The following is a 26,393-nucleotide window of genomic DNA, read 5'->3' as shown; positions in this document are numbered from 1 at the left end:
CGAGAATCACCTCTTTATGCATACTAAGGGCTCTTTTATAAGTAAAATCTCTTCTATTAGTGCTGTCGTCCAATTAAGGCATCAGACAAAAAAGTTTAGCTTTGAGAAACTATCCATAAACTATGTTTTATGGAGGACATTCAATCTCTTTTAGGCTGTTTATTTACTTTTTTTAGCTTTATAAACCGTAATGTTCTTACCGCTGCCAGCGTTGCTGTTAATACGAGCAACTCATTTATTCGGCCATAAGTCTAATTCTGACCTAACCAACTTAGGCATTTCTTGTTAGTTTTGACTGAGGCAATGGTTTTGCCAGGTGCCTGAAATATGCCTTATAGCCCGATATTTTATATTTAGATCACTTGATTTTTGACTAATGGCGGAACGAATCACGTATGGCAAAACCTGGTGGGGGCAACAATGGCTCAATGCCCTGACGAGCATTGATATGGCCAACCGATTGCCGCGCGGGAAAACCTACGCCAACAAAGGGGCGGTTCAGGGATTGTCCATTTCGCAGAACCAGATTAGTGCCACTATTAAAGGAACAGCGCCACGACCTTACCGGTCAAAACTGTCGGTACCCCTGTTTACCGACAACGAAAAAGAGGCTTTACTGACCGAAATAAACGAGAATCCGGCCACACTGGCTCAACTCCTTAATCGGCAACTGCCGCCCGAGTTAATGGAGTTTGCAGAGAAAAAGCACATTCAATTGTTTCCCCGATCTTTTCGGGATTTGACAATGGGCTGCTCCTGCCCCGACGAAGCCATTCCCTGCAAGCACCTCGCAGCCGTTATTTATACGATTGCCAATGAAATTGACCGAAATCCATTCCTGGTTTTTCAGTTAAAAGGGCTGGATATACTGGCCGAAATTCAGAAACTCCAGGTTGGCGAGGTGAGCAATGTTCTGGATACAGTTTTGTCCTTTAAAGACATCGGCACCGATGAGTTGCCCGACGACGAAGACTGGCGACCAGATGAAAAAGCACGGGCCAACCTGGACTTTGCCACCATTCCGGCCTTGGCCGATCAGTTACTGGATTTGCTGTCTACCGATGTGACATTCACAAAGGGCGACTTCCATAAATCGCTGGCCCGCGCCTACAAACTGTTCAGTAAGCCTGCCGATACGGGTAAAACGTTAGTTGCCAAAGACCGCCCGAGCATCGGGGTTCCGGCTTTCAGCGATAGCATCGAGTTACAACTCGATGAGTTTATGGCCGTAAAGAAAATCAATATGTTCAGCGAACATGGCGAACCACGGTCCATTAGCGGCTTCGACCTGAGTGATTTGATTGGCTGGCTCGATACCCTTACCGAAGCCGACTGGCCCGAAATGAGCGACTCGGTGCGGGCGTTATACCTCACAGAACAGTTCTCAGCGGCTCTGTTGCGTCGGGGTGCCGTCGTGCCGCAATTGCTGCGCGTGGGGCCTGCGGAGGAGCAATACCGGGTTCGGTGGCTTCCGGCCATGCTCAATGAAACGGTCAAAAAACAAACTGACCTGGTGGCTACCCAACTGCCGCCAACGTTGCTTACGGTGCGCTGGCAAAAAGACTGGCTGGCCCTGCCCGACGAGCAACAGGTATTAACGCTCTGCTCGTTGTTTCTGCGTCGCGTTATCAAACCCGCCACTATTGAACTTTGGGAACGCTGGCCCCTCGAAGATGCCGACCGGCTCTTCTTTGGTGTGGAAATCGTTCGATTTGAAGGTTTCGGCCGGAAAGAAATGCCGCTGGCCATGCAGCTTTGGGTCAATGATTTCTTTTTGACTCACAAACGATTTGTACCCATTCTGGCCGTTGAAGACAGTGAATTAGGCGATGAGTTCCGGCTGAGTTTACTAATTCGCGACCGCGAGGCACCCACCGTTAAGGGAACGCCTACAGCCCCCATTCCGCTGACGGACTTACTGACCAATAAGAGCGTGGGAATTGACCCGTACAAGCGTATTCGCATGGATGTTTTGCAGGATTTACTGGTCCTGGCTCGTCATTTTCCTGACCTCGCCAAGCTGACAAAAACCGGCGGCCCTGCATTTCTGGCCTATTCGCCCGAGCAGTTTGTAAAAATCCTGCTCGACACGCTGCCGCGCATGCAATTGCTTGGTATTTCCCTTTTACTACCCAAATCGCTCAGGCATTGGGTTCGCCCTGCGGCTGGCGGACGACTCAAGGCCAAAGTAACAGCCAATAATGCGTTTATGCGGCTGGACGACATGCTCACCTTCGATTGGCAGGTGGCGCTTGGCAGCGAAATGGTTAGTGTAAAAGAGTTTCAGAAGCTGGTTGGCCGAACAACAGGGCTGGTCAAAATCAAGGATCAATACGTGCTGGTCGATCCTGATGATCTGACCAAATTGTATAAGCAACTCGAAAATCCACCCGAATTGACGGGCACCGAACTGCTTCGGGCCGCTTTGTCGGAAGAGTACAAAGGAGGGCGATTAGGACTATCGACCGAAGTGCGGGAGTTGGTCAAACAGTTTACCGAAAGTGCATCTCAACCCCTACCCGATTCGCTCGATGCTACCCTCCGCCCCTATCAGCAACGGGGGTACGACTGGCTGATTAAAAACACGGCCCTCGGCATGGGTAGCCTGCTGGCCGATGACATGGGCCTGGGAAAAACGCTTCAGGTGATTGCGCTGCTGCTCAAATTTCGGCAGGAAGGTCGGTTCAAAAAACAGAAAGGGCTAATTGTTCTGCCAACGACCTTGCTAACTAACTGGCAGAAGGAAATTGCCCGTTTTGCCCCCGAATTACAGGCCCGCATTTACCACGGCTCGAACCGTAAACTACCTACCGAGCGGGCTGATGAGTACGACCTCATATTGACAACATACGGAGTCATTCGCAGTGATCTCGAAACGTTTAAAAAAATGACCTGGGCGGTTGTCGTTATTGACGAAGCGCAGAACATCAAAAACGCCGATACCGAACAGACGAAAGCCGTTAAATCCCTGAAATCTCCCATCCGGATTGCGATGAGTGGTACACCGGTCGAGAATCGGCTATCAGAGTTCTGGAGTATTATGGACTTTGTGAACAAGGGCTATCTGGGCGGATTAACCAAGTTCAACGAAGAGTTTGGCAAGCCCATTCAGCAGGAGCGCGACCACCAGAAACTCGATCAGTTCCGGCGCATAACAAGCCCGTTTTTGCTTCGTCGCGTTAAAACCGACAAAACGATTATCAGTGACCTGCCCGACAAAATTGAGAACAACCAGTTTTGTACACTCACCGCCGAGCAGGCAGCACTGTACGAAAGTGTGGTGCAGGAGAGCCTGCGGGCCATCGAAGAGAAAGACGGTATTGCCCGTCGGGGTCTGGTATTGAAACTCATGACAGCCCTTAAGCAGATTGGAAATCACCCGCATCAGTACCTGAAGAAAGGAAATTCGGCCCCGGCTCTTTCCGGCAAGGCTACCTTATTGCTCAGTCTGCTCGAAACCATTTACGCCAACCACGAGAAGGTGTTGATTTTTACGCAGTACAAAGAGATGGGCGAGTTGCTGGCTCAATTTATCGAACAGGCTTTCGGTATGCAACCGCTGTTTTTGCACGGCGGGACCTCGCGACCCGAACGCGACCGGATGGTGGAGCAATTTCAACGCAACCGAAGTGACCATACGTTTATTCTGTCGCTCAAGGCGGGTGGTACGGGCCTGAACCTGACCCAGGCGAACCATGTCATTCACTTCGATTTGTGGTGGAACCCGGCGGTAGAATCACAAGCCACCGACCGCGCCTTCCGTATTGGCCAGACCAAAAATGTGCTGGTCTACCGGCTCATGAATCAGGGAACACTGGAAGAGAAAATCGACGCCATGATCCGCTCCAAACGCGAACTGGCCGACCTCAGCGTCAAAACCGGCGAAACCTGGTTGGGGGATCTGAGTGATAATGAGTTGAAAGAGTTGGTAAGTTTGGGGTAATAGAGTAGTGCCGACCGTCCCGTTCGGGTGAAATATATGTAAAATCACACCCGACCGGGACGGTCGGCACTACTCTACTCATTACACCTTCTTTGGATCGGGGTGGACGTATGGACTGCGGTAGTCTCTGGCCAGCATTTTAGTTGCTTCTTTGTCGCCGACGACTTCGCGCTTCACGGGGTCGTAAACCATAGGGCGGCCGGTCTTCATGGCCATATTGGCCAGAATACAGCTTGATGTTGAGATGTGTCCCTGTTCGATATCGGCAACGGGGCGGCTGCTCTTTTCAATGGCATCCAGGAAGTTGAGCATATGCAGGCGGGTAGCCGGGGCTGCATTCAGCTCAATTTTTGGATTGGTATCTTCGGTAACATCTTCCGGATATTTCTCTTTTTCATAAACGACATCCATATGGATTTTTTCGCCTTTTCCATCCGGGATGAAATCGCACTGCATCGTACTACCCCATAAGGTTCCTTTGTCGCCGTAGAGCGTAAATGACCAAGGATAATCAGGGTTATTGGCTGTTCCCCAGGTTTTGTGGTGCCATACGCAGTTCAACTCATCATATTCAAACAGAGCCGATTGCGTATCGGAAATATTCGACTTACCCTCTTTCTGAACATAAATGCCACCATGTGAGCTAATCCGTTTCGGCCAGCCAAGTCCCAGCATCCAGCGAACTGTATCGAACATGTGAACGCACATATCGCCGGTTATGCCATTACCATATTCCATGAATGTCCGCCACCAGCGCACGTGTGGCAAGCCATCATAAGGGCGAAGCGGAGCGGGACCCGTCCACATGTTGTAATCCAGAAAATCGGGAACGGCCTGCACGGGTGGATTACCGTTGTTCCGCATGTGGAGGTCGCAGGACATTTCTACGTGCGATATCTTGCCGAGTAACCCCGCATCAACGATTTCTTTTTTTGCTCTGATCAGGTGAGGGGTACTTTTACGCTGTGTACCGACCTGCACCACCTTGTTATATTTCCGGGCAGCCGCCACCATCGCTTCGCCCTCCATTACGTCTACGCTGATAGGTTTCTGCACATACACGTGTGCACCTGCTTTCACGCAATCAATCATTTGGAGTGCGTGCCAGTGGTCGGGGGTGCCGATGAGCACAATATCCAACTGGTTTTCAGCCAGCATTTTTTTGTAGTCGCCATAGAGCTTTGGCGTCTGACCTGATTTCTGCCGCTGGCTCACCAATTTTGCCGCACCTGCCAGCATATTCTTATCAACATCGCAGAGCGCGACGACCTCTACGGGAGCTACCTGAATCAGGCGAAACAAATCACTTTTGCCATACCAGCCGGTACCAATCAGAGCTACACGGTACGCTTTTGGGGGGTGCATCAAATCCAGACCATTGGCACCAAAGGCGGTAAGTGCGAGTGACGCAGTGGTGCCCTGTATGAAACGACGACGATTGATATTGAAAATATGCATGCAAGTTGAGGTTTTAGGCCAGAGCCGGGTTTTAGGGTGAAATGGTTTCAGTTTAACGGATTTGATGCCTGTTTAAATGTGCAGCGAACTTACCCATTACACACAGCCATAAACACTAAATACAATCAGGCACATATACTACTTTATGGCCACGCAATTCGTAGTCAGGCTATTACTTTAGCAAAGCCATCACGGCGTCATCGCCCACAACGGCACGGGCCGGACGGGGGTGAGTTGCATCGAAAACGGCTAAGGCTGCTGGCTCCAGCACGGTATTGGGGCTTTCGTCAATCTGACCGTCTTTTATCACCCGATTCAAATCCAACTTCAATTCTTTGGCCAGAAAGCGGTAGGCAGCTATGCGTTTGCTGGGGCCATAATCATGACCTTCGATAGTCAAATGAACATTTTCAACCCGGTCTTTGGCGCCATAATACCCGTAGATGTTCTGGATATACGGAAACTCAACGTCCGGCGTGTTCTTTGTCCAGTCTTTGCCGTCCGATACCAGGAGCATGGGGCGTGGCGCGGCCAGGGCGGCTAGTTCTACATTACTGGTCTGGTGCGTAGGCCGTTTATGAATGGGCATTCCGCTCTCGCAGCTACAGCCCCCGAAAAAGTGCGCCGACACCATCACAACGGGCACCGAGACTTTTATACGAGGATCAAGAGCCGTAAGCACAAACGTCTGCGTTCCCCCACCCGATTCGCCCGTCATGGCAATCTTGTCCTTATCGACTTCGGGCAGGCTGGTCAGGAAATCAAGTGAACGCATTCCATTTAAGGTTTGCAATGTCAGGGCATTCTCAATTTTATGGTCCGATTGCTTCGAGTCGCCGTAACCAAGCATATCGTAGGCAAAGACAACAGCACCCATACGCGCTAACGTAGCGCACCGCTGTTGGGTATACTCCATCATGCGATTGTTCAGGTTTGCGCCATGCCCGTGCGAACAAAGAATGCCCGGCACTTTGCCCGTTGCGTTTAGCGGTTTATACAGATTTCCGGTTACGAAAATACCCGGCAAACTCTCAAAAGCTACGTTTTCAACGGAATAGCCATTCATCTTCCGCACACTATGCCGAATGGGTTGAAGCGGAGCAAACTTGGGTTTATCTGGCAACTTCATTCCATCGCGAATACCCTTCCGAATAAGTGCCGCCCGGGTTTCCCAGCTAGCTTTGTCATGATACGTTTGAGCGAACGTCTTTAAGGCTGCCGCCCCTTCTGCTTCGGTAAAATACGCCCCCTGGCACAAATCAGGCCGGGCGGGATTGGGTTGCGCCAAGGCAGCCAGGGTGCCCATAAAGTAAGCGATGGTAAGAAGACGGACGTTCATGAGTGGGCGATTATAGTTATCTACATTTTTTTGAGTTTCCCGGTTAACCACCTCCTACTCCCCTACCTTCTCCAAATCCATCAGCGTCCATGCCTTCGTACGGCCAGTGGTTTGCTCACGAATTCGCTTTACATCATCCGCTTTTACAAACGGCTTGTAACTCCGGCGTTTCTGAATTTCCGGGGGCGGGCCACTACCCGAAGGCCGTGGTCCGGGCGGTGGCGTATAGGGCGGAAAATTACCCGTATAACCAAACTCGTAGCGGATATAGCTCAGGACGGAGGCAATCCATTCGTCGTCATTAGCCGCCATCGACGGCATAACATCGGGGTAGGTTTTCTCATCGACAGGGCCGGAAAGGCCATTCAGCAGGATTTTGATGAGTACATCTTTATCACCCACAACCCGTTTCGATGCGAATAGCGGGGGCGCTACCATGCTGGTTCCACCCACGGCTAAGCCTTTTCCATCAGGACCATGACAGCTCGCACAAAGAGTTTTGAAGGTGTTGGCACCAGCCAGAACCATCTTCCGGTCTTCGGGTTCGAGTCGGCCCAGGCGCAGGCCATAGGTTTTAACGGCATCGTTTTTCAATAGACTTTTCTGAGCGCTGGCCAGCATCTGGTTGTTGGTGCTTTGTTCGATCAGTTCACCAGCGAGGGCATTTGCACTAGCCGACTTGCTGGCGTGTAAAGACAGCACCATCTGGGTTCGAACGTCGTAGTTTGGGTCGTTTTTAAGGGCCTGTAAGCTGGCCATGACATCAGCATCGTCCTGTTTGATGTATCGCTCGCCAATCCAGACAGCCGCCCGGCGCACTTGCGGATCAGCATCTTTCATAGCCGTAAACACAATATCTTTATCAATAGCCTCCAGCCCTTCCAGCGTCCATAAAGCGTGTAGTCGACCCAGCGCCGACGGCTGTTTTGCCAAAGACCCCTGTTGACCTGATGCGATCTGCTTCAGAACAGGTACAATTGATTTGTCGCTCAGGATAACGAGTTGTTTTTGGGCATTATCGCGCCACCAGCCGTTTGGATGGTCGAGGTAAGTAACGAGTTTTGTACTGGACTCATCGAGCATCTGCGGTTTTGGCCCCGGCTTCATACCGTCATGTACCAGTCGGAAAATACGGCCATGCTGTATGTTTTTGTCCAGGCCCAACCGCTCGATCTGAGGCCGCAAATAACTACCCTTTGGGGTCCACTGCGATTCCTGAATAATGCCCCGGTTCATATCGACGATATACAGGCATCCATCAGGACCGGTGTAGGTGTTTACCGGGCGGAAATTCATATCCGTCGACGCAATGAACTCCTGTTGCTTATAGGCATTTTCGAGGGTTAGCTTGCCGTTGGTGTTAATAACCTTGGCACGACGGATAATCCGGGCCACGGGCTCCCCAATCAGGTAATCGCCCACCAGATCGGCAGGAAGTTTGTCGCCCCTAAAAATGGATTGTCCATTGCTGGCCGTGAAATGATTTAGCGTACTGTCGGTTAAGCGAAGTCGATTTAAGCCTCCCTGAATATCAGGCGTCGACATGATTGGCCACACAGCATTGAACTCTTCCGAATACTGGTCCGGAAATTCGAGGCCGCCATAAACGGGGTTTATCTGGAAACCTGATGCCGGGATTTCGCCCCCCGCCCGCGAAAAGAACAGCCGACCGTAATTGTCATGCGTCAGGCCCCACTGGCCATTGGAGCCACTTGGCAGTGAATCGACTTTCAGACCGTTTTTGGTGTACCGAAACCGCACCGGATCGACCGTCACATAAATCCAGTTGTCCATATTCCAGTCCAGGCCACTACGTTGGTGTTCTAGATTACCGGGCGATTTTTTACCAACCTGATAAACCGCTTTTTTTTGGTCGGCAACGCCATCGCCGTTTGTGTCTTTATAGCTATAAATGTCGTAGGTATCGGTTTCGTTGACCAGCAGTTCGTGGTCGACGCACAATATCATGCGGGGAAGCAGGAGCTTATCTATGAAGACCGAACTCTTGTCCATTTTGCCGTCATTATTCGTGTCTTCAAGCAGCATAACCCGGCTTATGGGGTCGTGTTCACCCGTACCATCGGCATCCTGCATATACGTGTCCATTTCGGCGACGTACATTTTGGCGTTCCCGTCCCAGGCAATGGCGACTGGCTCTTTAACTATCGGCTCACTGGCAACCAGTTCCATGTGATAGCCTTTCGGCACCCGAAACGCTTTTAAACTCTGCTCCGGCGTGAGTTGCACGGGAGAAGGGTTGGATACAAACGCGGGTATGGTATCGGGCAATGTCGTGTTTTTGGCCGTATCGGACGGAGCCTGCTGAATGACCTTGCAGGTAACGACCAGCATTGAGAACGAAAGCAAGCCCGGAATCAGGAGCTTCTTTTTCATGGAGTATGAGTTTGAAACAAAACCAAAAGAAGGGTTTGAGAAAGTCTTACTCCCTGAACAAGCTGACTCATAGCCTAATTTTCACATCTTGATAGACAAACATCAACGTCAGATTCATATATTCGTGCAATCTGCCCCTGCTCTACGGGTGCTGTCTGATACAGGTGGTAACTTCACGGTTGACCCACGCACGATTAAACTCGTAGGCAATACGATGCGCTCGGGCTGAAAATTATCTTCTTTATTGGCCAACTGACTCAGCAACAGGCGTGCCGCCTGCTGACCCAGCTCATTAACGGGCTGCGATACGGTGGTCAGGCCCGGCTCGATCAGGGCGGAAATCGGGTCGTCGCTAAAGCCCACAATGGCCAGATCGTCGGGCACTGATATTCCCCGATGTTTAGCAACGTTCAGGGCTTCGAGCGCCGTCGGGTCATTCATGGCGAATAGTGCATCGGGCGGATTAGGCAGGTTGAGCAAGTGATTTACATAGATGTTAGCCTTATCCAGATTGAGGTCGTAAGCAATCACTAGCTCCGGGTCGATGGGTAGGCCGTAGTGCCGGAGAGCATCCCGGTAACCGTTGAGCCGGTTGCGGCTGTTGGCGAGTGTATCGGGTCCGGCGAGGTGCGCAATCCGACGCCGACCGGTTTGAATCAAGTGCTCGACCGCCCGAAATGATCCGTTATAATCGTCCACCGTCACGTTCGAGACGTTCATTTCTTCGCACACCCGGTTAAAAAAAACCACAGGAATGCCCTTCCGCTGAAACACCTTGAAGTGATCGAAGTTGCGGGTTTCTTTCGTGTGCGACACGATCAGACCATCCACCCGGCTGGCTAACAGGGCTTTGGCATTCGCTACCTCGGTTTCGTACGACTCATTGGAGTGACAGATAACCACGTTATAACCTGCCTTCGCCATTTCCTCCTGTGCCCCAATGATGACTTTCGGGAAGAAGAAACTGATAAACTCCGGGACAATAATACCCACGGTTCCGGTGCGATTCGTCAGCAGGGAAATAGCCAGTTGATTCCGCTGATAATCGACCTGAGCCGCCATATCCAGAATCCGCTGCCGTGTCTTCTCATTTACATTGGCATGGCCCGTCAACGCGCGCGAGACCGTCGATTTAGATATGCCTAATGCCTTGGCAATATCAATAATTGTTGTCTGATGAGTTGCCATAAAAGTATAATAATTCTAATTTTTAAGCTAAATAAATGCTAGCATTGATTTTCGCAAGGCAATGGCAAAGATCATTTTATTGGGAACATTCCCAAAATTTTGGGAATGTTCCCAATAAAATAAGTCAAAAAAATCTTTGCAGAATCACTACCTACTCGTAATATCAAGTAAAAATCGGCTAAATACGTTGATTAGGCTTCTTTAAAGGGAAATACCGCTTGAGAGTCTCAACCTGTTTACCTTCTCGGTCAAAGCTATAAGCCTTTTTCATTTTTGTATTTTTCTACGTTAACATCCCTTAAACTCAGAAAGCAGAAACGCTGCTTTGCCTATGAAGTCTATTCTATATTTACGAACAACGGTTGGCTTGATGAGCCTGATGCTACTCTCCTTAATAGGACTAGCACAGTCGCCCCGAATCACTACCATTACAGGGCGGGTCACCGACTCTGGAACGAACGAAGGACTGCCGGGTGCTAATGTTGTTGTGAAAGGCGCTCAACAGGGTACAACGACGAATGCGAATGGCCAGTACTCCTTAACGGTGTCCGACGGCAATGCCACGCTCACGTTCTCGTCCATCGGCTATGTAACACAAGAGGTAGCCCTTTCGAATCGGAGTACTATCGACATCGCCCTGAAAGCCGACGACCGGTCGTTGAATGAAGTCGTTGTGGTAGGGTATGGAACGCAGCGAAAAATTGAAACGACTGGCTCCATTGCGTCCATTAAAGCTGCCGATCTGGTACAAACGCCCGTTGTCAACGTGGCGCAGGGCATACAGGCACGGGTAGCCGGGGTGCAGATTGTGCAGAATTCGGGGGCACCGGGCGGCAATGTCAGCGTTCGAATTCGGGGAACGAACTCGATAAATGGCACATCCGAGCCGCTCTACATTGTGGATGGCATCCAGATTTCGAACGGGGGCGGTTTGACGGACATCAGCCCCCTGTCAACGATTAACCCCAACGACATTGAGTCGGTCGAAGTACTGAAAGATGCCTCCGCAACAGCTATTTACGGCTCACGAGCGGCTAATGGCGTTGTGCTGATTACCACCAAACGGGGTAAATCAGGCAAAACCAGCGTTAGTTACGAAAGCTACTACGGCGTTCAGAAAGTCTCAAAAACGATACCCGTTCTGAATGCAGCCCAGTTTGCGCAACTGGAAAACGAAGCATTCAAAAACAATTATTATCCCGATCCGGCTAGTCTGGGTCAAGGCGTAAACTGGCAGAGTCTTGTTTTCCGTCAAGCTCCCATCCAAAACCACCAGTTAACCATCAACGGTGGGTCGGAGAAAACACAACTGGCGTTGTCGCTCAATTACTTTAATCAGGAAGGCGTCATCATCAACTCCGGTTTTGAACGGTACTCGCTCCGGCTCAACGTCGACCATCGGGTAAGTGACCGGATTAAAATCGGCACGAGTATTCTGGGTAGTTACTCCATTAACAAAGGTGTTCCCTACGGTACTACGAGCCTTGGCGACGGCGATTTTATTACCAGCAGCATTATTGGGTCTGCCCTGGGTGCTCCCCCGAATTTACAGCCTTATCGCGCCGACGGTAGTCTATTTCCCTTTGGCGAACAGGCAAATGGCCAGTATCGGGAAGTAACGAACCCGCTGGGACTGGCGGCCATCAAAAACCAGATTGGCATTCAGCGCACACTGGCCAATCTATATGGAGAAGTCAATCTGGCGCAGGGACTGACCTATCGGGCATCGTTTAATGTCGATATCCAGAATAGCCTTCGAAATACGTACTCGCCCCGCGCCATCGTGAACGCGGCCGACCTCAACGACAACTCCGGCTCCGGTGCTAAAATAAACGCCAACAGCCTGGTACTGCTTCACGAAAGCATCCTGACCTATACACGAACCATTGCCCAGCATCATACGCTTAAGTTCACCGGTGTGTTTGGCACGCAAAGCAACCTCGCCAACGGCAACACCATCAACGCCACGGGTTTTCCGAACGATGCCACCGAGAACGAGGCTCTGCAACTGGCCCTAACGCGCACGGTAAGCAGCAGCCGAACCAAAGAGCGGCTGGACTCGTACCTCGGCCGACTAAATTACGGTTTCAAAGACAAGTATTTTCTGGATTTGACGGCCCGCGCCGATGGGTCGAGCAAGTTCGGAGCAAACCATAAGTATGGATTCTTCCCGGCCGTGTCAGCCGCATGGCGCATCATCGAAGAGCCGTTTCTGAAAAGCGTCGGCTGGCTGTCGGACCTGAAATTACGGGCCAGCTACGGACTGACCGGCAATGCTGGTGGTATCAACCCCTATCAATCCCTGGCAACGGTATCATCGTCGGGCAGCGATTATCAGTTCAACCATGTGTACCTGACGGGCATCAACCCATCGGGCATTGCCAACCCCGATTTACGTTGGGAGAAATCGACACAGGCGAACATCGGCCTGGACATTAGCCTGCTCAACAACCGTCTGAGTTTTGTGGTCGACGCCTACAGCAAAAAGACCCGCGATCTGCTTTATATCAAAACCCTGCCACTCTCATCGGGCTACGGCAGTATTACCGGCAATTTTGCCTCGCTGGAAAACAAAGGAATTGAACTGGCCACCAACGCCCGGATTTTACAGGGGCCGCTGCGCTGGGATGTGTCGGCTAACGCGACTATAAATCGAAACAAAGTTCTCGACCTCGACGGCGGCACTACGCAGGAACGGTTTGTGACAACCTACAGCATTCTGAGTGTCGGGCAACCGCTGGGTCTGTTTAAAACCTACGTTTTCGACGGCATCAACCAAACAGGCGAAACCATTTTGCCCGGCTACGATGGTCGGTTAGGCGGGCATAAAGTGAAAGATCTCAACGGCGACGGCACTATCTCCGCAGCCGATCAGACAGTAACGGGCAATCCAAACCCGAAATTTATTTTCGGCTTTTCAACTAATCTGGCTTATAAAAACTTCGATCTGAGCGGCTTTTTCTCGGGTAGTCAGGGCAACGATATTTTCAATCAGGCGCGGTTTGCCTTCGAAACGCCACTGGGTCAGCGTAACCTGTATGCGGGTGTGGTCAATCGCTGGTCGCCCACCAACCCCAGTCAGGAGTATGCCAGTGCGGCCCTGAGCAGCCGCTTGCCAGTCAGCAACCGATTTGTGGAAGATGGCTCGTACCTGCGCTGCAAAAACGTAACGCTGGGCTACACGCTACCCAGAATCAAAGGCATTCAGCGCATTCGGGTATATGCCAGCGGCAACAACCTCTTCACGCTTACCAACTACACAGGCTTCGATCCCGAAGTGAACACCTACGGAGGCAGCAACACGGTCATTGGCGTCGATAACTTAGTCTATCCCCCTGCCCGGTCGTTTCTGGGTGGTTTACAGGTCACTTTCTAGACCGGGATTCACAGGATTTGAAGGATTTACATGATTTCTACTGGAAACGTTTAGATGCACTCATTAATCATGTAAATCTTTAAAATCATAAAAATACTGCCGGGCCGCCGTGGCGGTTCAGACAACTCTTGAACTCATGAAAAAGATACTCATTCCTATACTCCTCATCTTCGGTCTGGCGGCTTGCCAGCTGGAGGAAACGATTTACTCGTCCATTTATACCGAAGCCTTTTATAAAACGGCGGCTGATGCCGAAAAAGGGCTTATTGCGGTATATGACCCGATTGCCGATATGGCCGTTGGGCCCGTACTCACCATCGTGTCGGATTTGAGCGCCGACCAGTCGTACCCCAGGGCGGTAGTTGGTCGGAACACGCTCACGCTGTTCACTTACGACCCGAACTATACGACGCAGAAAAGCGCCGGCCGGGTCAGTGAGTCGCCCCAGCAGATCTGGTCATCCTGCTACGATGGCATCGAGAAAGCAAACTGGATTATCGAGAAAGTGCCAGCCGCCAAAATGGACGCCACCCGCCAGAAACAGATCATTGGCGAAGCGTATTTCCTGCGGGCATTCTATCACTGGATGCTGACCAAAAACTTTGGCGACGTGCCGGTGAAAATAAAAGCCAGCAGTAATCAGGTTGAAGCCATTGTTGGTAAAAGTCCGAAAGCGGATGTTTACAAGCAGATTTACAGTGACCTCGACCAGGCCACGAGTGCCGGGCTGGTTTCCGGTCCCGGCATTGAGAAGGGCCGTCCATCGAAAGAAGTCGTATCGGCTCTTTATGCCAAAGTAGCGTTGTACAACGAAGACTGGGCAACAGCCTCGAAGAAAGCACTGGAGGTGATCAATTCCGGCAAATATTCATTGATGGCCGATGTACGGGACGTGTATCGCTACGACCGGGAAGATGCCGCCCGTGTCGAAAATATGTGGGCGTATGAATCGGAGGGCGGGTTTAGTCCCAGCCGGGGGCATCAGTTGACGGGGCTGCTTGGACCACCTGCGAGCACCGGACCCGAATACGGTAAAACCACGTTTGGGTCCATGTTCGTTTACCAGTCATTTTATAATTCATTCAATCCGGCCGATAAACGGCGGTTGCTGCTGGATACGACCTACGTGGACAAGAGCAACAAGATCGTTTCGCAACGCAACATTACGCCCATCACGACGCAGGGCGTGTTGATGAAAAAATACCAGGATCCTATTTCAACGGTTGGCACCCTTCCCAATATCCCAATCCTGCGGCTGGCTGATGTGTACCTGATAGCCGCCGAAGCCGAAGCGCGGGTAAATGGAGCTACCTCAGCGGCTTATGGGTTTATCAACGTCGTTCGGAAACGGGCGGGCCTGGCCGACCTGACAGCCGGTTTGGGCAAAGACGCCTTCATCGACGCAGTGCTTCAGGAACGGTCGTGGGAATTATACGGCGAAGGCGACCGCTGGTACGACCTCACTCGAACGGGCAAATACCTTACGGCACTGAGTACGGCGGTGAATAGCGTGTATCCCACGCGGCCCGTTCAGGCAAAGAATAAGTATTTTCCAATTCCGCAGGACGAAATCAACGCCAACCCGAAGCTGGAGCAAAATGCGGATTGGAAATAACCGTACCCACGGGCTTTAGCCCGTGTTTCCTTTGGTACTATTGACTATAAAACACGGGCTGAAGCCCGTGGGTACGATAAATTCTCACTCAATGCAATCTATCTGGAAAATTGCTCTTTTAACCCTTTGTTGGACGGCCGTGCTGGCTCAATCAAACCAGCCGCTATCACTGGCGAACGAGCGCGTTAAGGTCATCTGGAAAAACACGCCAAATGGCTGGGTCATTGAGCAGGTGGCCGTTCGGAAAGGCGCGGCCTGGGTGACCATGCCAGCACCCTCCGGCGAAAATACGCTGCTGTATGCTGCGGATAAACCTTCCGAGAAGCCCGATACGACCTTTAAAGATATTACAGGCAACGAGTTTCCTACCGAAAAATACCATTACCAGCAGAAACAATGGGCCGAAAGCACCAGCCCCGTTTCGCTGAACAAAGCCGGAACGGCTCTTTATTTCTTCCCGAAAACCGCCAAGCAAACGGGTGGCAATAGCCTGTCGTTTCAGCAGGAAACGGACGCAGCTACCATCAGTACGCTTTGGTCATTTGACCCTAAATTTCCGTCCGATATTATTGTCAAGCAGACCGTTACGGCGAAAAAACCGGGGTATTTCTCACTGGCAAGTCCAACGCTGGCTAGTGTTTCGGAACAGAACCTGGCCTGGGCAGCCATTCCGGGCTACTTTCTGGGCAATAAACTCCAGCCAAACTTTGCATTGGCCTACGCCTACGGGCATGGCATTCCGACGATACCGGCGGTGTACCGGGAGCGATGTGCCAGCACCCTTTGTCCGATGATTACGACGAAAACTGGTGTTACGCTCTCGGTCATTCCAGAGCCAGGGCTATCGCGTGACCCCTGGGCGGTCGACAAAAGCACGCAGATTGACTGGGAGATTGGTCTGTCGCACATGAACCGCAAGGCGCAGCTTTCGCCAACGCTTTATTACCCCGTTCTGGGCGAGCCGAAGTCAAGCCTGCAACCCGGCCAGATCATCAGCTACACCTTTCGCTACAGCCTGACAGACGGCGACTGGTTCAAGGCGCTGAATCACGCGGTTTACGATGTTTATCAGTTTAAAGAAACGCTGGCGTTGCGGCAATCCAAACAATCGCTGACGGATCGTATCTCGAAAATGCACCAGTACCTCATCGACCCCAAAACGTCATTATGGAACGTTGAAGAGTTTGAGGGTAAAAAGCTCGGGGCGCAGTCGTATCTGGGTGGCGTGGTGGGTTCTAACAAAGACGCTATGAAAAATTCGGATTACGGCGCCATGTGGATGCTAGCCAACGCCACCCACGACCCGCTCCTGACCGAAAACGTGCTCCCCTACGCCGAAAACTTCAAACTGGCGCAGCAGGAAACCGGCAACAGTTTTTTCAAAGGCGCTCCCGAAGGGCAATATTATCTGGCAAAATCCAAGAAGTTTGTGGAAGAGTGGGGTTCCGTTGTCGAGCCGATTGGCCTGACGTATTACACCATGCTCGATATTGGCAACATGCTCCTTTTCGACCCGGTCAATTCGGAACTTAAGGAGCGGCTTCGGTTGGGAGCCGACCGCCTGTTGACCTGGCAGAAACCCGATGGCCGATGGGCCGTGGCTTACGACCGCAATACGGAGAAAGAAATCTTCACGGATATTCAGGATGTGCGCCCTACGTTCTACGGCCTGATTGTTGCCTACCGAATCCTGAAAGATCCGAAGTATCTGGCGGCAGCCCGCAAAGGAGCCGACTGGTTTGTCAAAAACGCGGTTGAAACGGGTAGTTTTCTGGGTGTGTGTGGCGATGCCCGCTACGCCCCCGACTTTGCCACCGGCCAGTCGGCGCAGGCGTTGCTGGATTTGTTTGATTTAACAAAAGATACCCGCTACCAACGGGCGGCCATTACGACGGCCAAGATTTACACGACCTCCATTTATACGCATCCCATCGCCAGCCACAAACCCAAAACGGTTAACGGCATTCCGCGCGAAGACTGGGAGATCAGCCAGACGGGCTTGAGTTTCGAACACGGCGGCATCTTCGGCTCAGCCACGCGGCTGGGGCCCATTCAGTTGTGCAGTCACGCGGGTCTGTTCATTCGCATGTATCAGCTAACGAAAGAGCCGATTTTTGCGGATATGGCCCGCGCGGGGGCTATCGGTCGGGATGCGTTTGTCGACCCGAAAACGAGTGTTGCGTCCTATTACTGGGAGCGGATGAACAAAGGGTCCGGCCCGTATCCACACCATGCCTGGTGGCAAATTGGTTGGCTCACCGACTACCTGATGGCCGAAGCCGAATTGCGCTCCGATGGGAAAGTGCTTTTCCCACGCGGGTTTGTCACGCCCAAGGTTGGCCCGCACCAGACCTATGGTTTCAGTGCCGGGACCGTTTACGGACAAACCGCCAGCCTGCTCATTCAGGATGGGCTGGTTCAACCCGGCAGCCCGGTCATCGACTACATCCTGGCCCGTTCTGCCGACCAGAAAAAACTATTTATCGTTTTGCAGAACAACCGGGCGCAGGCAACAAAGACAACGGTAAGACTAAATCCGGCAGTCCTGCAAAAAACCATTGCCAGTGCCCGCTGGCTACCCACAAATCAGGCAATTTCGGTGGATGCTTTTGCGCTCGATCTGCCGGGCTTCGGACAAGGGGTGCTGGAAGTGGATTTGAGGTAATTGTATCTACCCCACCCCCGGCCCCTCCCCTTGAAAAAAGGAGAGGGGTGGCTCTTGTAAATTATCCCTCTTCCAAATAGTGGAACTGGGCGATTACTACCATTGGCTTTCACCCCTCCCCTGTTTTCAGGGGTAGGGGCCGGAGGTGGGGTAAACACCCTTAAAAATTATGAATACAACTATTGATACGGCGGTCATCGTCATTTTTTCGGCTTTTGTGCTCGCCATAGGGATGCTGTTTGCCCGGACGGGCCGCAACCTGAAATCGTTCTTTGCGGGGGGCGAAGCGGTGCCCTGGTTTATTGGGGGGCTGTCCCTGTTCATGAGCTTTTTCTCGGCCGGTACGTTCGTGGCCTGGGGCTCTATTGCATACAAACACGGCTGGGTAGCTATCACCATTCAGTGGACCATGTGCATTGGTGCACTGGTGACGGGCTTATACCTCGCTCCACGCTGGAAGCAGACGGGCGCCCTCACAGCCGCCGAGTTTATTCGGGAACGGCTGGGGGCAACGGTTCAGAAAGTGTACATCTTCATTTTTACACTGGTATCGCTGTTCATCAAAGGGTCGGTACTGTACCCGGTGGCGAAGCTGGTGAGTGTTTCGCTCAACTTGCCGTTGGTGCCCTGTACCATAGGGCTGGGCTTTTTCATGATTGCCTACACAGCCGTTGGCGGGCTTTGGGCGGTAATGGTAACGGACATTTTGCAGTTCGTGGTTCTGTCGGCAGCGGTGTTCATTCTGCTGCCGCTGTCCCTCGACCGGGTGGGTGGTTTCGAGGGATTTCTGAAAGCCGTGCCAGATGATTTTTTCAACCTCCTGAATGGCGAATACACCTTTGGTTTCGTGGCCGCTTTTGTGCTGTACCACATCTGCTACATTGGCGGCAACTGGACGTTTGTGCAGCGGTACACCAGCGTCGACAGTCCGAAATCGGCAAAGAAAGTAGCGTTTCTGTTTGCGGGTTTGTACCTCATCAGTCCCGTTATCTGGATGTTGCCGCCCATGATCTACAGAGTCATTAATCCATCCCTCACCGGTCTTGATACGGAAAATGCATATCTGATGATCTGTAAACTGGTGCTGCCACCGGGTTTGCTGGGCCTAATGCTCACGGGCATGTATTTCTCAACCTCAGCCAGTGCGAATACGGCCTTAAACGTCGTTTCGGCGGTATTTACGAATGACATTTACAAAGGGTTGATTAACCCAACGGCTTCGGATAAACAGTTGATTCGGGTGGCGCGCGGGTCGTCGTGGCTATTTGGTTTGGGCATGATCGGCATTGCGCTGATGGTTCCGGCGGCTGGTGGTATTGTAGAAGTTGTCCTGAGCATTTCGTCTATTTCGGGCGGCCCGCTGCTGGCCCCTCCCCTCTGGTCGCTGTTTTCCAAACGCCTGACCAGCCGCGCTACCCTCTGGATAACCGGCATCAGCTTAAGCGTCAATTTGTTCTTCAAAATTCTGGCTCCCCTATTGCTCGGTTTTAAGCTGACAAGGGCCGAAGAAACCATCGTTGGTATTGGACTTCCCTTTCTGATGTTGCTGGGCTACGAGCTGTGGCAGCGGTCGAAAGACAACGTCGCGCAGGAGTATTACAGCTACCTGATTGCCCGCCAGCAAAAACGCGACGACGCCCAGGCCGAATCGCCGGAAGAAGCGCTGGCGGTACGAAAACAGAACCGGTTTGGGTTGCGGGTCATTTCGGGCTCACTGGTATTTACGGCACTGATGCTGTGTGGCCTGAGTTTCCTGACTACAGAAGGCGCAGGTATAACGGCGACAATTTCGGCAGTAGTTCTTGTGCTGGCGCTGATTCCCTGGCGGGCGGCCCAGCGGGTTCAGTTGGTGACCGAAACACCAAAAACAGAGAAATTCCAACCAAACCTATAAGGCCTCAAAGACCTCATAGGCTTTCAAAATACGTACAAATGAGAATAATAAATTACGCCTTAACACTTCTATTACTGGTTATCCTGGCACGTCCCAGTATTGGCCAATACACTATCCGCGACCCGAACGCGATTCCATTGCATGGCGAATGGCGGTTTGCCCTCGACCCCGTTGATGCTGGTGAGCGGGGAAAATGGTACAACGATGATGCCTCGCTAAATCGCTGGGATAAAGTGACGGTGCCGCATTGTTTTTCGGTCGATCCCCGCTACCAATTTTATACCGGGACAGCCTGGTACCGGCGGTCGTTTCCCTTTCAGGCAACGGCGGGTAAACGTGTCATCCTTCACGTCGATGCAGCCTATTACGAAACAACGGTCTGGATAAACAACCAGAAAGTCGGGACGCACGAAGGCGGCTACACGCCCTTTCAGTTTGACATTACCAACTATCTGAAACCCGACCGGACGAATGGCGGAATCAATACAATCGCTATTTCGGTTAATAACAATACGTGGAAAACAACGACCATCCCCGGATCGAAGGACAACAACCTACCCGAATCCTTTCCGGGATGGGTCAATTACGGTGGTCTTATTCGGCCGGTTTACCTGACCGTTGAGCCTGAGGTATACGTTGAAAACATAAAAGTCGAAGCCACACCCGACCTCTCAAAAGGCACATCTTCCCTCAAAATCAGAACCCGAATCCGGAACGCCGGAAAGCAGACAGTTTCGCCCAGACTGGCTTTTCGGGTAGAGCAGAGCGGCAAACCCGTTGTACTGACCTGGAAACAGGCATCCGGTACGATATCGATTAACCAAACAGTCTTGCTGGAAGCCGAAACGGTACTGAAAGCCGCCGATGTGAAGCTGTGGAGCATCGACCAGCCGACGTTATACGATGTACAGGTGATCATGGGGAGTGACACCGTCCGGTCGCACTTCGGGATTCGGAAAGTGGAGGTTCGAAACGCGCAATTGCTGCTGAACGGTCAGCCGATTAAAGTTGCGGGAGGGAACAGGGTAGTCGATTATGCTGGTCTGGGGTCACTGGAACCCGATTGGCTGGTGGAAAAAGATATGCGTCTGATGAAAGAAGCGGGTATGGAACTCCATCGACTTACCCACTACACGCCTTCCGAAACCGTTTATGACTGGGCCGACCGCAACGGGATGCTTATCATCAGCGAAGCGGGCAACTGGCAATTGACCCCCCGACAGATGGACAACGACACCATGCGTACCAAGTTCCGGCAGCAGTTTCGCGAGATGGCCGAACGCGACTGGAATCACCCCAGCGTGATTGCCTATAGTGTGGGCAACGAGTACCTGTCCGAACAACCGGCGGGGCAGCGGTGGACCAAAGATATGATTGCCTACGCCCGCGAACTCGACCCTACCCGCCTGTACACCTTCGCATCGATGCGGTTGAATACACTACCCAAAAAACCTGAAGATGAGGCTACTCAGTACTGCGACTTCGTGTCGACAAACACCTACGGTAACCACACCAACATTCTGAAACACATTCACTCCCTCTACCCCGACAAGCCGATTTTCATCAGTGAATACGGCACGCGGGCCGATGGAAAAGACGGCGAAGCCGGGCAGGTGACGCACATCGAGAAATTCCTGACTGATATTCGGCAACTGCCCTACGTAGTGGGCGCGTCGTGGTGGTCGTTTAACGATTACCTGAGCCGGCACGACGGCACGAATCCGGACGGCACCCGCCCGTGGGGCCTCGTTCGGGGCGACCGCTCGAAACGGTTGCTCTATAAGGCGCACCAGACTGGCATGGCTCCCGTCACCGTCGAAAAAGTAAGCTGGACTAGCGGAAAAGAGGGTGTTCATACGGTAACACTACGGGTAACTGCCCGTGCTGATTTCCCGGCTTATACCCTCAAGAAGTATCAACTGAAAACACAGGCCACAACCATGCTCATTCCCGATTTACAACCGGGCCAAAGTGCCACGATGATCCTCCCGGTTCGTGGTTTCGACAACACCCTAACCGTCGAAGTCATTAAACCAACCGGCTTTTCCATTCTTACCCAAACCATCGACTCAACGAATGATACGCGAACAAGCAACCGATAAACGACCCTTAAAAACTGTTCGACACGACGCCGACCTGCTGGTGGTTGGCGGGGGTTTGTCGGGGGTTTGTTGCGCCATTACGGCAGCCCGTGCCGGGACAACCGTTATTCTGGTCCAGGACCGGCCGGTTCTGGGCGGCAACTCGTCCAGCGAAGTGCGGCTGTGGGTGCTGGGCGCCACCTCGCATATGGGCAACAATAACCGCTGGGCGCGGGAAGGGGGTGTTATCGACGAACTTCTCCTCGAAAACCTTTACCGAAATCCAGAAGGCAATCCGCTAATTTTCGACACCATCCTGCTCGAAAAAGTGGTACTGGAACCGAATATCAAACTCTTACTGAATACAGCGGTGTATGAAGTGGAAAAGGCTGACGCCGAAACTATCAGCGGCCTGAAAGCCTTTTGCAGCCAAAACAGCACCAGTTATGAACTGGTAGCTCCGCTTTTCTGCGACGCATCCGGCGACGGTATCGTTGGGTTTCAGGCGGGGGCTGCGTTTCGGATGGGGGCCGAAAGTCGGGAAGAATTCGGTGAGAAGTTTGCGCCCACCGCCGAATACGGCGAACTGCTGGGTCATTCGCTGTATTTCTACACCAAAGACACAGGTCGGCCGGTGCGCTTTGTACCACCCGCCTATGCGCTGGACGACATCACCAAAATTCCCCGTTACAAACGGTTCAATGCGCAGGAATACGGCTGTCAGCTTTGGTGGATCGAGTATGGCGGGCGTCTGGATACGGTGCACGATACCGAAACCATCAAATGGGAACTTTGGAAAGTAGTGTACGGCGTTTGGCACCACATCAAAAACTCAGGCCTGTTTCCCGAAGCCGAGACAATGACGCTGGAATGGGTCGGGCAGATACCCGGCAAACGCGAGAGTCGCCGGTTCGAAGGCGATTACATGCTGACCCAACAGGATATAGTCGAGCAGCGCACCCACTCCGACGCAGTGGCGTTTGGCGGCTGGTCTATCGACCTGCACCCGGCCGATGGTATTTTTTCGGAGAAGCCGGGCTGTAATCAGTGGCACAGCAAGGGTTTATACCAAATTCCATATCGGTGTCTCTATAGCCGAAACATCAGGAATCTGTTCCTGGCCGGGCGCATCATCAGTGCGTCGCACGTGGCCTTCGGCTCATCAAGGGTCATGGCAACGGGGGCACACGTCGCGCAGGCTGTCGGTATGGCTGCTTCGGTGTGTAGTCGGGAAGGATTGATTCCGCGCGACCTGACGGACCCGACCCGGATAACAACGGTACAACAGGAACTATTGAAAACCGGGCATCACATCCCCGGTCTGTATCTAAATGACAAAAATGACCTTGCCCGGCAGGCAACCCTAACTGCATCCAGCGAATTTGTCCTGACCGAACTGCCACCCAATGGGCCGCTGCAACCATTGACCTACTCATCGGCGCAGATGCTGCCTTTGCCTGCGGGGCCCATTCCGCAAATGACCGCCTTCGCCACCATCGATCAGCCGACAACATTAACGGTCGAACTGCGACGTAGCAGTAAGTCCTTCAACCATACGCCCGATGTGACGATGGAAACACTGACGATTCCACTCTTGAAGGGGGAACAGGATGTGGTTTTACTATTCAATAGCCAGTTGAACGAGTCAGGCTATGTGTTCGTGATGTTCATGAAGAATGAGCATGTTCAACTTCAGTACAGCCAGTTGCGTGTAACAGGCGTGTTGTCGGTTTTCAACAAGATTAATCCCGCCGTTTCGAACTACGGCAAGCAGGAGCCAACAGACGATATTGGCGTCGATACGTTTGAGTTCTGGTGCCCCGAACGTCGGCCTGCGGGTCAAAATATCGCGTTGCGCATTCAGTCCGGCATCCAGTTGTTTAGTCCGGCAAACGTAATTAACGGCGTTCAACGCCCAACGAACCAGCCCAACGGCTGGGTAGCCGCTACAGACGACGCCAATCCAACGTTAACCCTAAGCTGGCTAAGTCCGCAGCGCATTAGCCGGGTCGAACTTCGTTTCGATACCGACTTCGACCACCCGCTTGAAACAGTTATTATGATTCATCCAGAAACCGTTTCGCCGTTTTGTGTACCCGAATACATCGTGTGCAATGACCGACAGAAGCGCATTTTTCACCAAACGGATAATCATCAGACGAGCAATACAATCCGGTTTGAGCAACCGATCACGACCAGCCACCTGACCATCCATTTAAAGAAGAATGGCATGGGGCAAGCTGATTTTGTACCCGCGTCGCTTATGGAAGTGCGGTGTTATTGATCTGTACAACGGGCGGCCCCGTCCGTTGTACAGATCAATAATAAATCCTTAATTCTCCTCAACAACCTTGACATCCCAGGCACCCAATTTCAGGGCTGCGTTTTTCAACGCGGGCTTACTTGAAATCAACTCTTTACCGTTTGCATACGGATACGTAACAGACGCTGGCACAGACGAATAGTTGAAGTAATAATGAACCGCCTTGCCCTGTTGATTAACACCTGATTTGGTAATCAGAGGAAACGTCAATTGTTGATCCAAGCCCCAGACGTTTGCTTTTTTAGCGGCAGTTTCCAGGACTTTTTGCAAAACGGCATCGCTCGTCATGCAACCTATATAGGTAGCTATGCCTTTGCCGTAGCTGTTTTGGGTGATGGCCGCATATTGTCCCCAAACCGGGTGTTCGTAGGAGGCCAGTACCTTCGCGGTGGTTGGCGTAATCAATTCCATCCAGGTCTTGACCGAATTGTTGTCCTTGCCAACCTGAAAGGGGTCATTTTTCAGCGAAACCTGCCGGGGAATGGTAAACTGTGAGTACGAAATACCGCAGGCTTCGCTGATAATACCCGGTTGGCGGGTAGTCCTCACCTTCACATTCTCGTCCGAAAAACCACTTTTGAACGTGTAAACGATATGCCCACCATTTTTCACAAACAGGTTCAACCGTTCCAGCAACGCATCGGAAGCGGCATATAGAGCCGGAACAACAATCAATTTGTACTGGTCCAGATTGGTACTCGACGGGTCGACAAAATCGACGCCGATGTTCATTTTGTACAGGGCATCGTACATGGGCCGGAGCACATCATTATACTTCTCGCGGGCACCCCAGCCAAAACTAAAGGCGTTGAATCCGGTCAATGCTACGTTGCTGAAGAGAATTGCTGCCGAATTCGTTTTCTTGATATTTACTAACTGCGAGCTAAGCCGGGCGAAATCTTTTCCGATGGTTTTGGCTTCGTTATAGGTAGGATTTGGCTCGAAATCATGACTCAACAAGCCTTTCCAATAGGTTTCTGCCGAATTATGAATCGAATGCCAATGCCAGTATTCGAGCATGACCGCGCCCGACGCCAAGTGACTAAATGCCTGTAACCGCAACTGCCCTGGATATGGCACCCATTGCGGAAAACCCTGTGCTTCGGTTTCCAGCACCAGATAATTCTTGCCATAGTTCGACGCATTTGTTTTCATAGACCGGGTCACGTCGCCCCCAAATGATATTTCGGTACCTGTAAGCTGATCCTGCGTGGGGTGGTAAATGTCGATGCCCGCAATATCCAGAGCTTTGGCAGCCGCGAAATGATCGACGTCGGGCTGGATACCGTATGAGTATCCCCGCCATTCCAGATCAAAATTCTGTGTAACGAACTGGCCTGGTTTCTTGTATTCGTTGACCATTGCCGTTTGCCACGCCAGATAATCCGTTACCAGTTTCCGCTGAAACGTGGCGAACTCTGCCGCCAGACTGGCGTTGATAGTACCTACCGTTGACGGAAAATCCTCCCATGTATTGATTCGGTTGCTCCAGTAATCTAGGCCATAAATTTCGTTGATCACGTCCAGCGACTTGTACTTGTCTTTCATGTATGCAACAAAGATCTTCTGTACACTAGGCCCCGTTGTATTATAGGCTTTCGTCTCGTTATCGACCTGATAGCCAATGATGGCCGGGTGATCTTTTACGTGTTTCATGATCGCCCGGATAACCTGTTCGGCATGCGTTCGAAAATGAGAGTTACTAATATCCATATTCTGGCGAGGGCCGTATTGGTTCTGGCCTTGAGGAGTAATAGCCAGTACATCGGGGTATTTATGCACCAGCCAGGTAGGAACGGCGTAGGTGGGCGTACCCACAATAACCTGTATACCTGCCTTATGCATGGCATTCAGCACCCGGTCGATGTGGGTAAAATCAAATGTCCCCTCCTGCGGTTCTACCGTGCTCCAGGTCGATTCGGCGATACGCACAACGTTGATACCCGCATCTTTCATCATCGCGATATCCTTGTCCAGCCTCTCGTAGGGCATATATTCATCGTAATAGGCAACCCCGAAAAGAAGTTTATCCAATTTGAGGTTCTGTGCGTGTACAACGCTGGTCAGACATAGGAGCAGGGGTAACAGGAGTAGTAATCGTCTGGTCATGATAAAGT

The 26,393-nt window shown here is 51.9% G+C and carries 12 protein-coding genes; 7 read left to right on the top strand and 5 right to left on the bottom strand.

Annotation, left to right across the window (positions count from 1 at the left end; genetic code table 11):
• The first annotated feature begins 376 nt into the window (after positions 1-376).
• A complete protein-coding gene (locus CWM47_RS10665; RefSeq protein ID WP_100987964.1) occupies positions 377-3,943 on the top strand; it encodes an SNF2-related protein in 3,567 nt (1,188 codons plus the stop codon).
• An 81-nt stretch (positions 3,944-4,024) separates the two neighbouring features.
• Here CWM47_RS10665 and CWM47_RS10660 read toward each other — a convergent pair whose 3' ends face one another.
• The 4 genes from CWM47_RS10660 to CWM47_RS10645 form a co-directional block, all read right to left on the bottom strand.
• Positions 4,025-5,401: a Gfo/Idh/MocA family protein gene (locus tag CWM47_RS10660; protein ID WP_100987963.1), complete on the bottom strand. Its 1,377-nt coding sequence runs from the start codon at positions 5,399-5,401 to the stop codon at positions 4,025-4,027.
• 172 nt (positions 5,402-5,573) lie between these two features.
• Positions 5,574-6,740, bottom strand: coding sequence for an alpha/beta hydrolase (locus tag CWM47_RS10655; RefSeq protein ID WP_100987962.1), 1,167 nt, complete (start codon positions 6,738-6,740; stop codon positions 5,574-5,576).
• Between the two features lie 54 nt (positions 6,741-6,794).
• Positions 6,795-9,134 (bottom strand): DUF7133 domain-containing protein, encoded by a 2,340-nt coding sequence (locus CWM47_RS10650; protein WP_100987961.1) that lies wholly within the window; start codon positions 9,132-9,134, stop codon positions 6,795-6,797.
• A 114-nt stretch (positions 9,135-9,248) separates the two neighbouring features.
• Entirely contained in the window at positions 9,249-10,322 is a 1,074-nt protein-coding gene (locus CWM47_RS10645; protein ID WP_100987960.1) for a LacI family DNA-binding transcriptional regulator, read from the bottom strand.
• Between the two features lie 370 nt (positions 10,323-10,692).
• Between CWM47_RS10645 and CWM47_RS10640 the strand changes: the two genes are divergently transcribed.
• From CWM47_RS10640 to CWM47_RS10615, 6 genes are all read left to right on the top strand, one after another.
• Positions 10,693-13,698: a SusC/RagA family TonB-linked outer membrane protein gene (locus tag CWM47_RS10640; RefSeq protein ID WP_206170673.1), complete on the top strand. Its 3,006-nt coding sequence runs from the start codon at positions 10,693-10,695 to the stop codon at positions 13,696-13,698.
• Positions 13,699-13,834: 136 nt separating this feature from the next.
• A complete protein-coding gene (locus CWM47_RS10635) occupies positions 13,835-15,313 on the top strand; it encodes a RagB/SusD family nutrient uptake outer membrane protein (protein ID WP_100987958.1) in 1,479 nt (492 codons plus the stop codon).
• A 91-nt stretch (positions 15,314-15,404) separates the two neighbouring features.
• On the top strand, positions 15,405-17,978 hold the full coding sequence (locus CWM47_RS10630; RefSeq protein WP_100987957.1) for a glycoside hydrolase family protein: 2,574 nt from the start codon (positions 15,405-15,407) through the stop codon (positions 17,976-17,978).
• A 169-nt stretch (positions 17,979-18,147) separates the two neighbouring features.
• On the top strand, positions 18,148-19,872 hold the full coding sequence (locus tag CWM47_RS10625) for a sodium:solute symporter family protein (protein WP_100987956.1): 1,725 nt from the start codon (positions 18,148-18,150) through the stop codon (positions 19,870-19,872).
• A gap of 38 nt (positions 19,873-19,910) precedes the next feature.
• Positions 19,911-21,974, top strand: a complete 2,064-nt coding sequence (locus CWM47_RS10620; RefSeq protein WP_100987955.1) for a glycoside hydrolase family 2 protein — start codon at positions 19,911-19,913, stop codon at positions 21,972-21,974.
• On the top strand, positions 21,949-24,237 hold the full coding sequence (locus tag CWM47_RS10615; RefSeq protein WP_100987954.1) for an FAD-dependent oxidoreductase: 2,289 nt from the start codon (positions 21,949-21,951) through the stop codon (positions 24,235-24,237). The genes CWM47_RS10620 and CWM47_RS10615 overlap by 26 nt, the downstream gene beginning before the upstream one ends.
• Before the next feature lie 48 nt (positions 24,238-24,285).
• Here the strand turns inward: CWM47_RS10615 and CWM47_RS10610 are convergent, their stop codons facing one another.
• Complete coding sequence (locus CWM47_RS10610) at positions 24,286-26,385, bottom strand: beta-galactosidase (protein ID WP_206170633.1); 2,100 nt, start codon at positions 26,383-26,385, stop codon at positions 24,286-24,288.
• Positions 26,386-26,393: the final 8 nt, after the last annotated feature.

The sequence above is a fragment of the Spirosoma pollinicola genome, from assembly GCF_002831565.1.
Classification (GTDB): domain Bacteria; phylum Bacteroidota; class Bacteroidia; order Cytophagales; family Spirosomataceae; genus Spirosoma; species Spirosoma pollinicola.
This window is presented reverse-complemented; position numbering and strand designations above follow the sequence as displayed.

Excerpts from the sequence above, each read along its gene's own strand:
- CWM47_RS10640 (WP_206170673.1), top strand. The coding sequence starts at position 10,693 with ATGAGCCTGATGCTACTCTCCTTAATAGGACTAGCACAGTCGCCCCGA.
- CWM47_RS10625 (WP_100987956.1), top strand. The coding sequence starts at position 18,148 with ATGAATACAACTATTGATACGGCGGTCATCGTCATTTTTTCGGCTTTT.
- CWM47_RS10645 (WP_100987960.1), bottom strand. The coding sequence starts at position 10,322 with ATGGCAACTCATCAGACAACAATTATTGATATTGCCAAGGCATTAGGC.
- CWM47_RS10620 (WP_100987955.1), top strand. The coding sequence starts at position 19,911 with ATGAGAATAATAAATTACGCCTTAACACTTCTATTACTGGTTATCCTG.
- CWM47_RS10660 (WP_100987963.1), bottom strand. The coding sequence starts at position 5,401 with ATGCATATTTTCAATATCAATCGTCGTCGTTTCATACAGGGCACCACT.
- CWM47_RS10650 (WP_100987961.1), bottom strand. The coding sequence starts at position 9,134 with ATGAAAAAGAAGCTCCTGATTCCGGGCTTGCTTTCGTTCTCAATGCTG.
- CWM47_RS10665 (WP_100987964.1), top strand. The coding sequence starts at position 377 with ATGGCGGAACGAATCACGTATGGCAAAACCTGGTGGGGGCAACAATGG.
- CWM47_RS10655 (WP_100987962.1), bottom strand. The coding sequence starts at position 6,740 with ATGAACGTCCGTCTTCTTACCATCGCTTACTTTATGGGCACCCTGGCT.
- CWM47_RS10610 (WP_206170633.1), bottom strand. The coding sequence starts at position 26,385 with ATGACCAGACGATTACTACTCCTGTTACCCCTGCTCCTATGTCTGACC.
- CWM47_RS10635 (WP_100987958.1), top strand. The coding sequence starts at position 13,835 with ATGAAAAAGATACTCATTCCTATACTCCTCATCTTCGGTCTGGCGGCT.
- CWM47_RS10630 (WP_100987957.1), top strand. The coding sequence starts at position 15,405 with ATGCAATCTATCTGGAAAATTGCTCTTTTAACCCTTTGTTGGACGGCC.
- CWM47_RS10615 (WP_100987954.1), top strand. The coding sequence starts at position 21,949 with ATGATACGCGAACAAGCAACCGATAAACGACCCTTAAAAACTGTTCGA.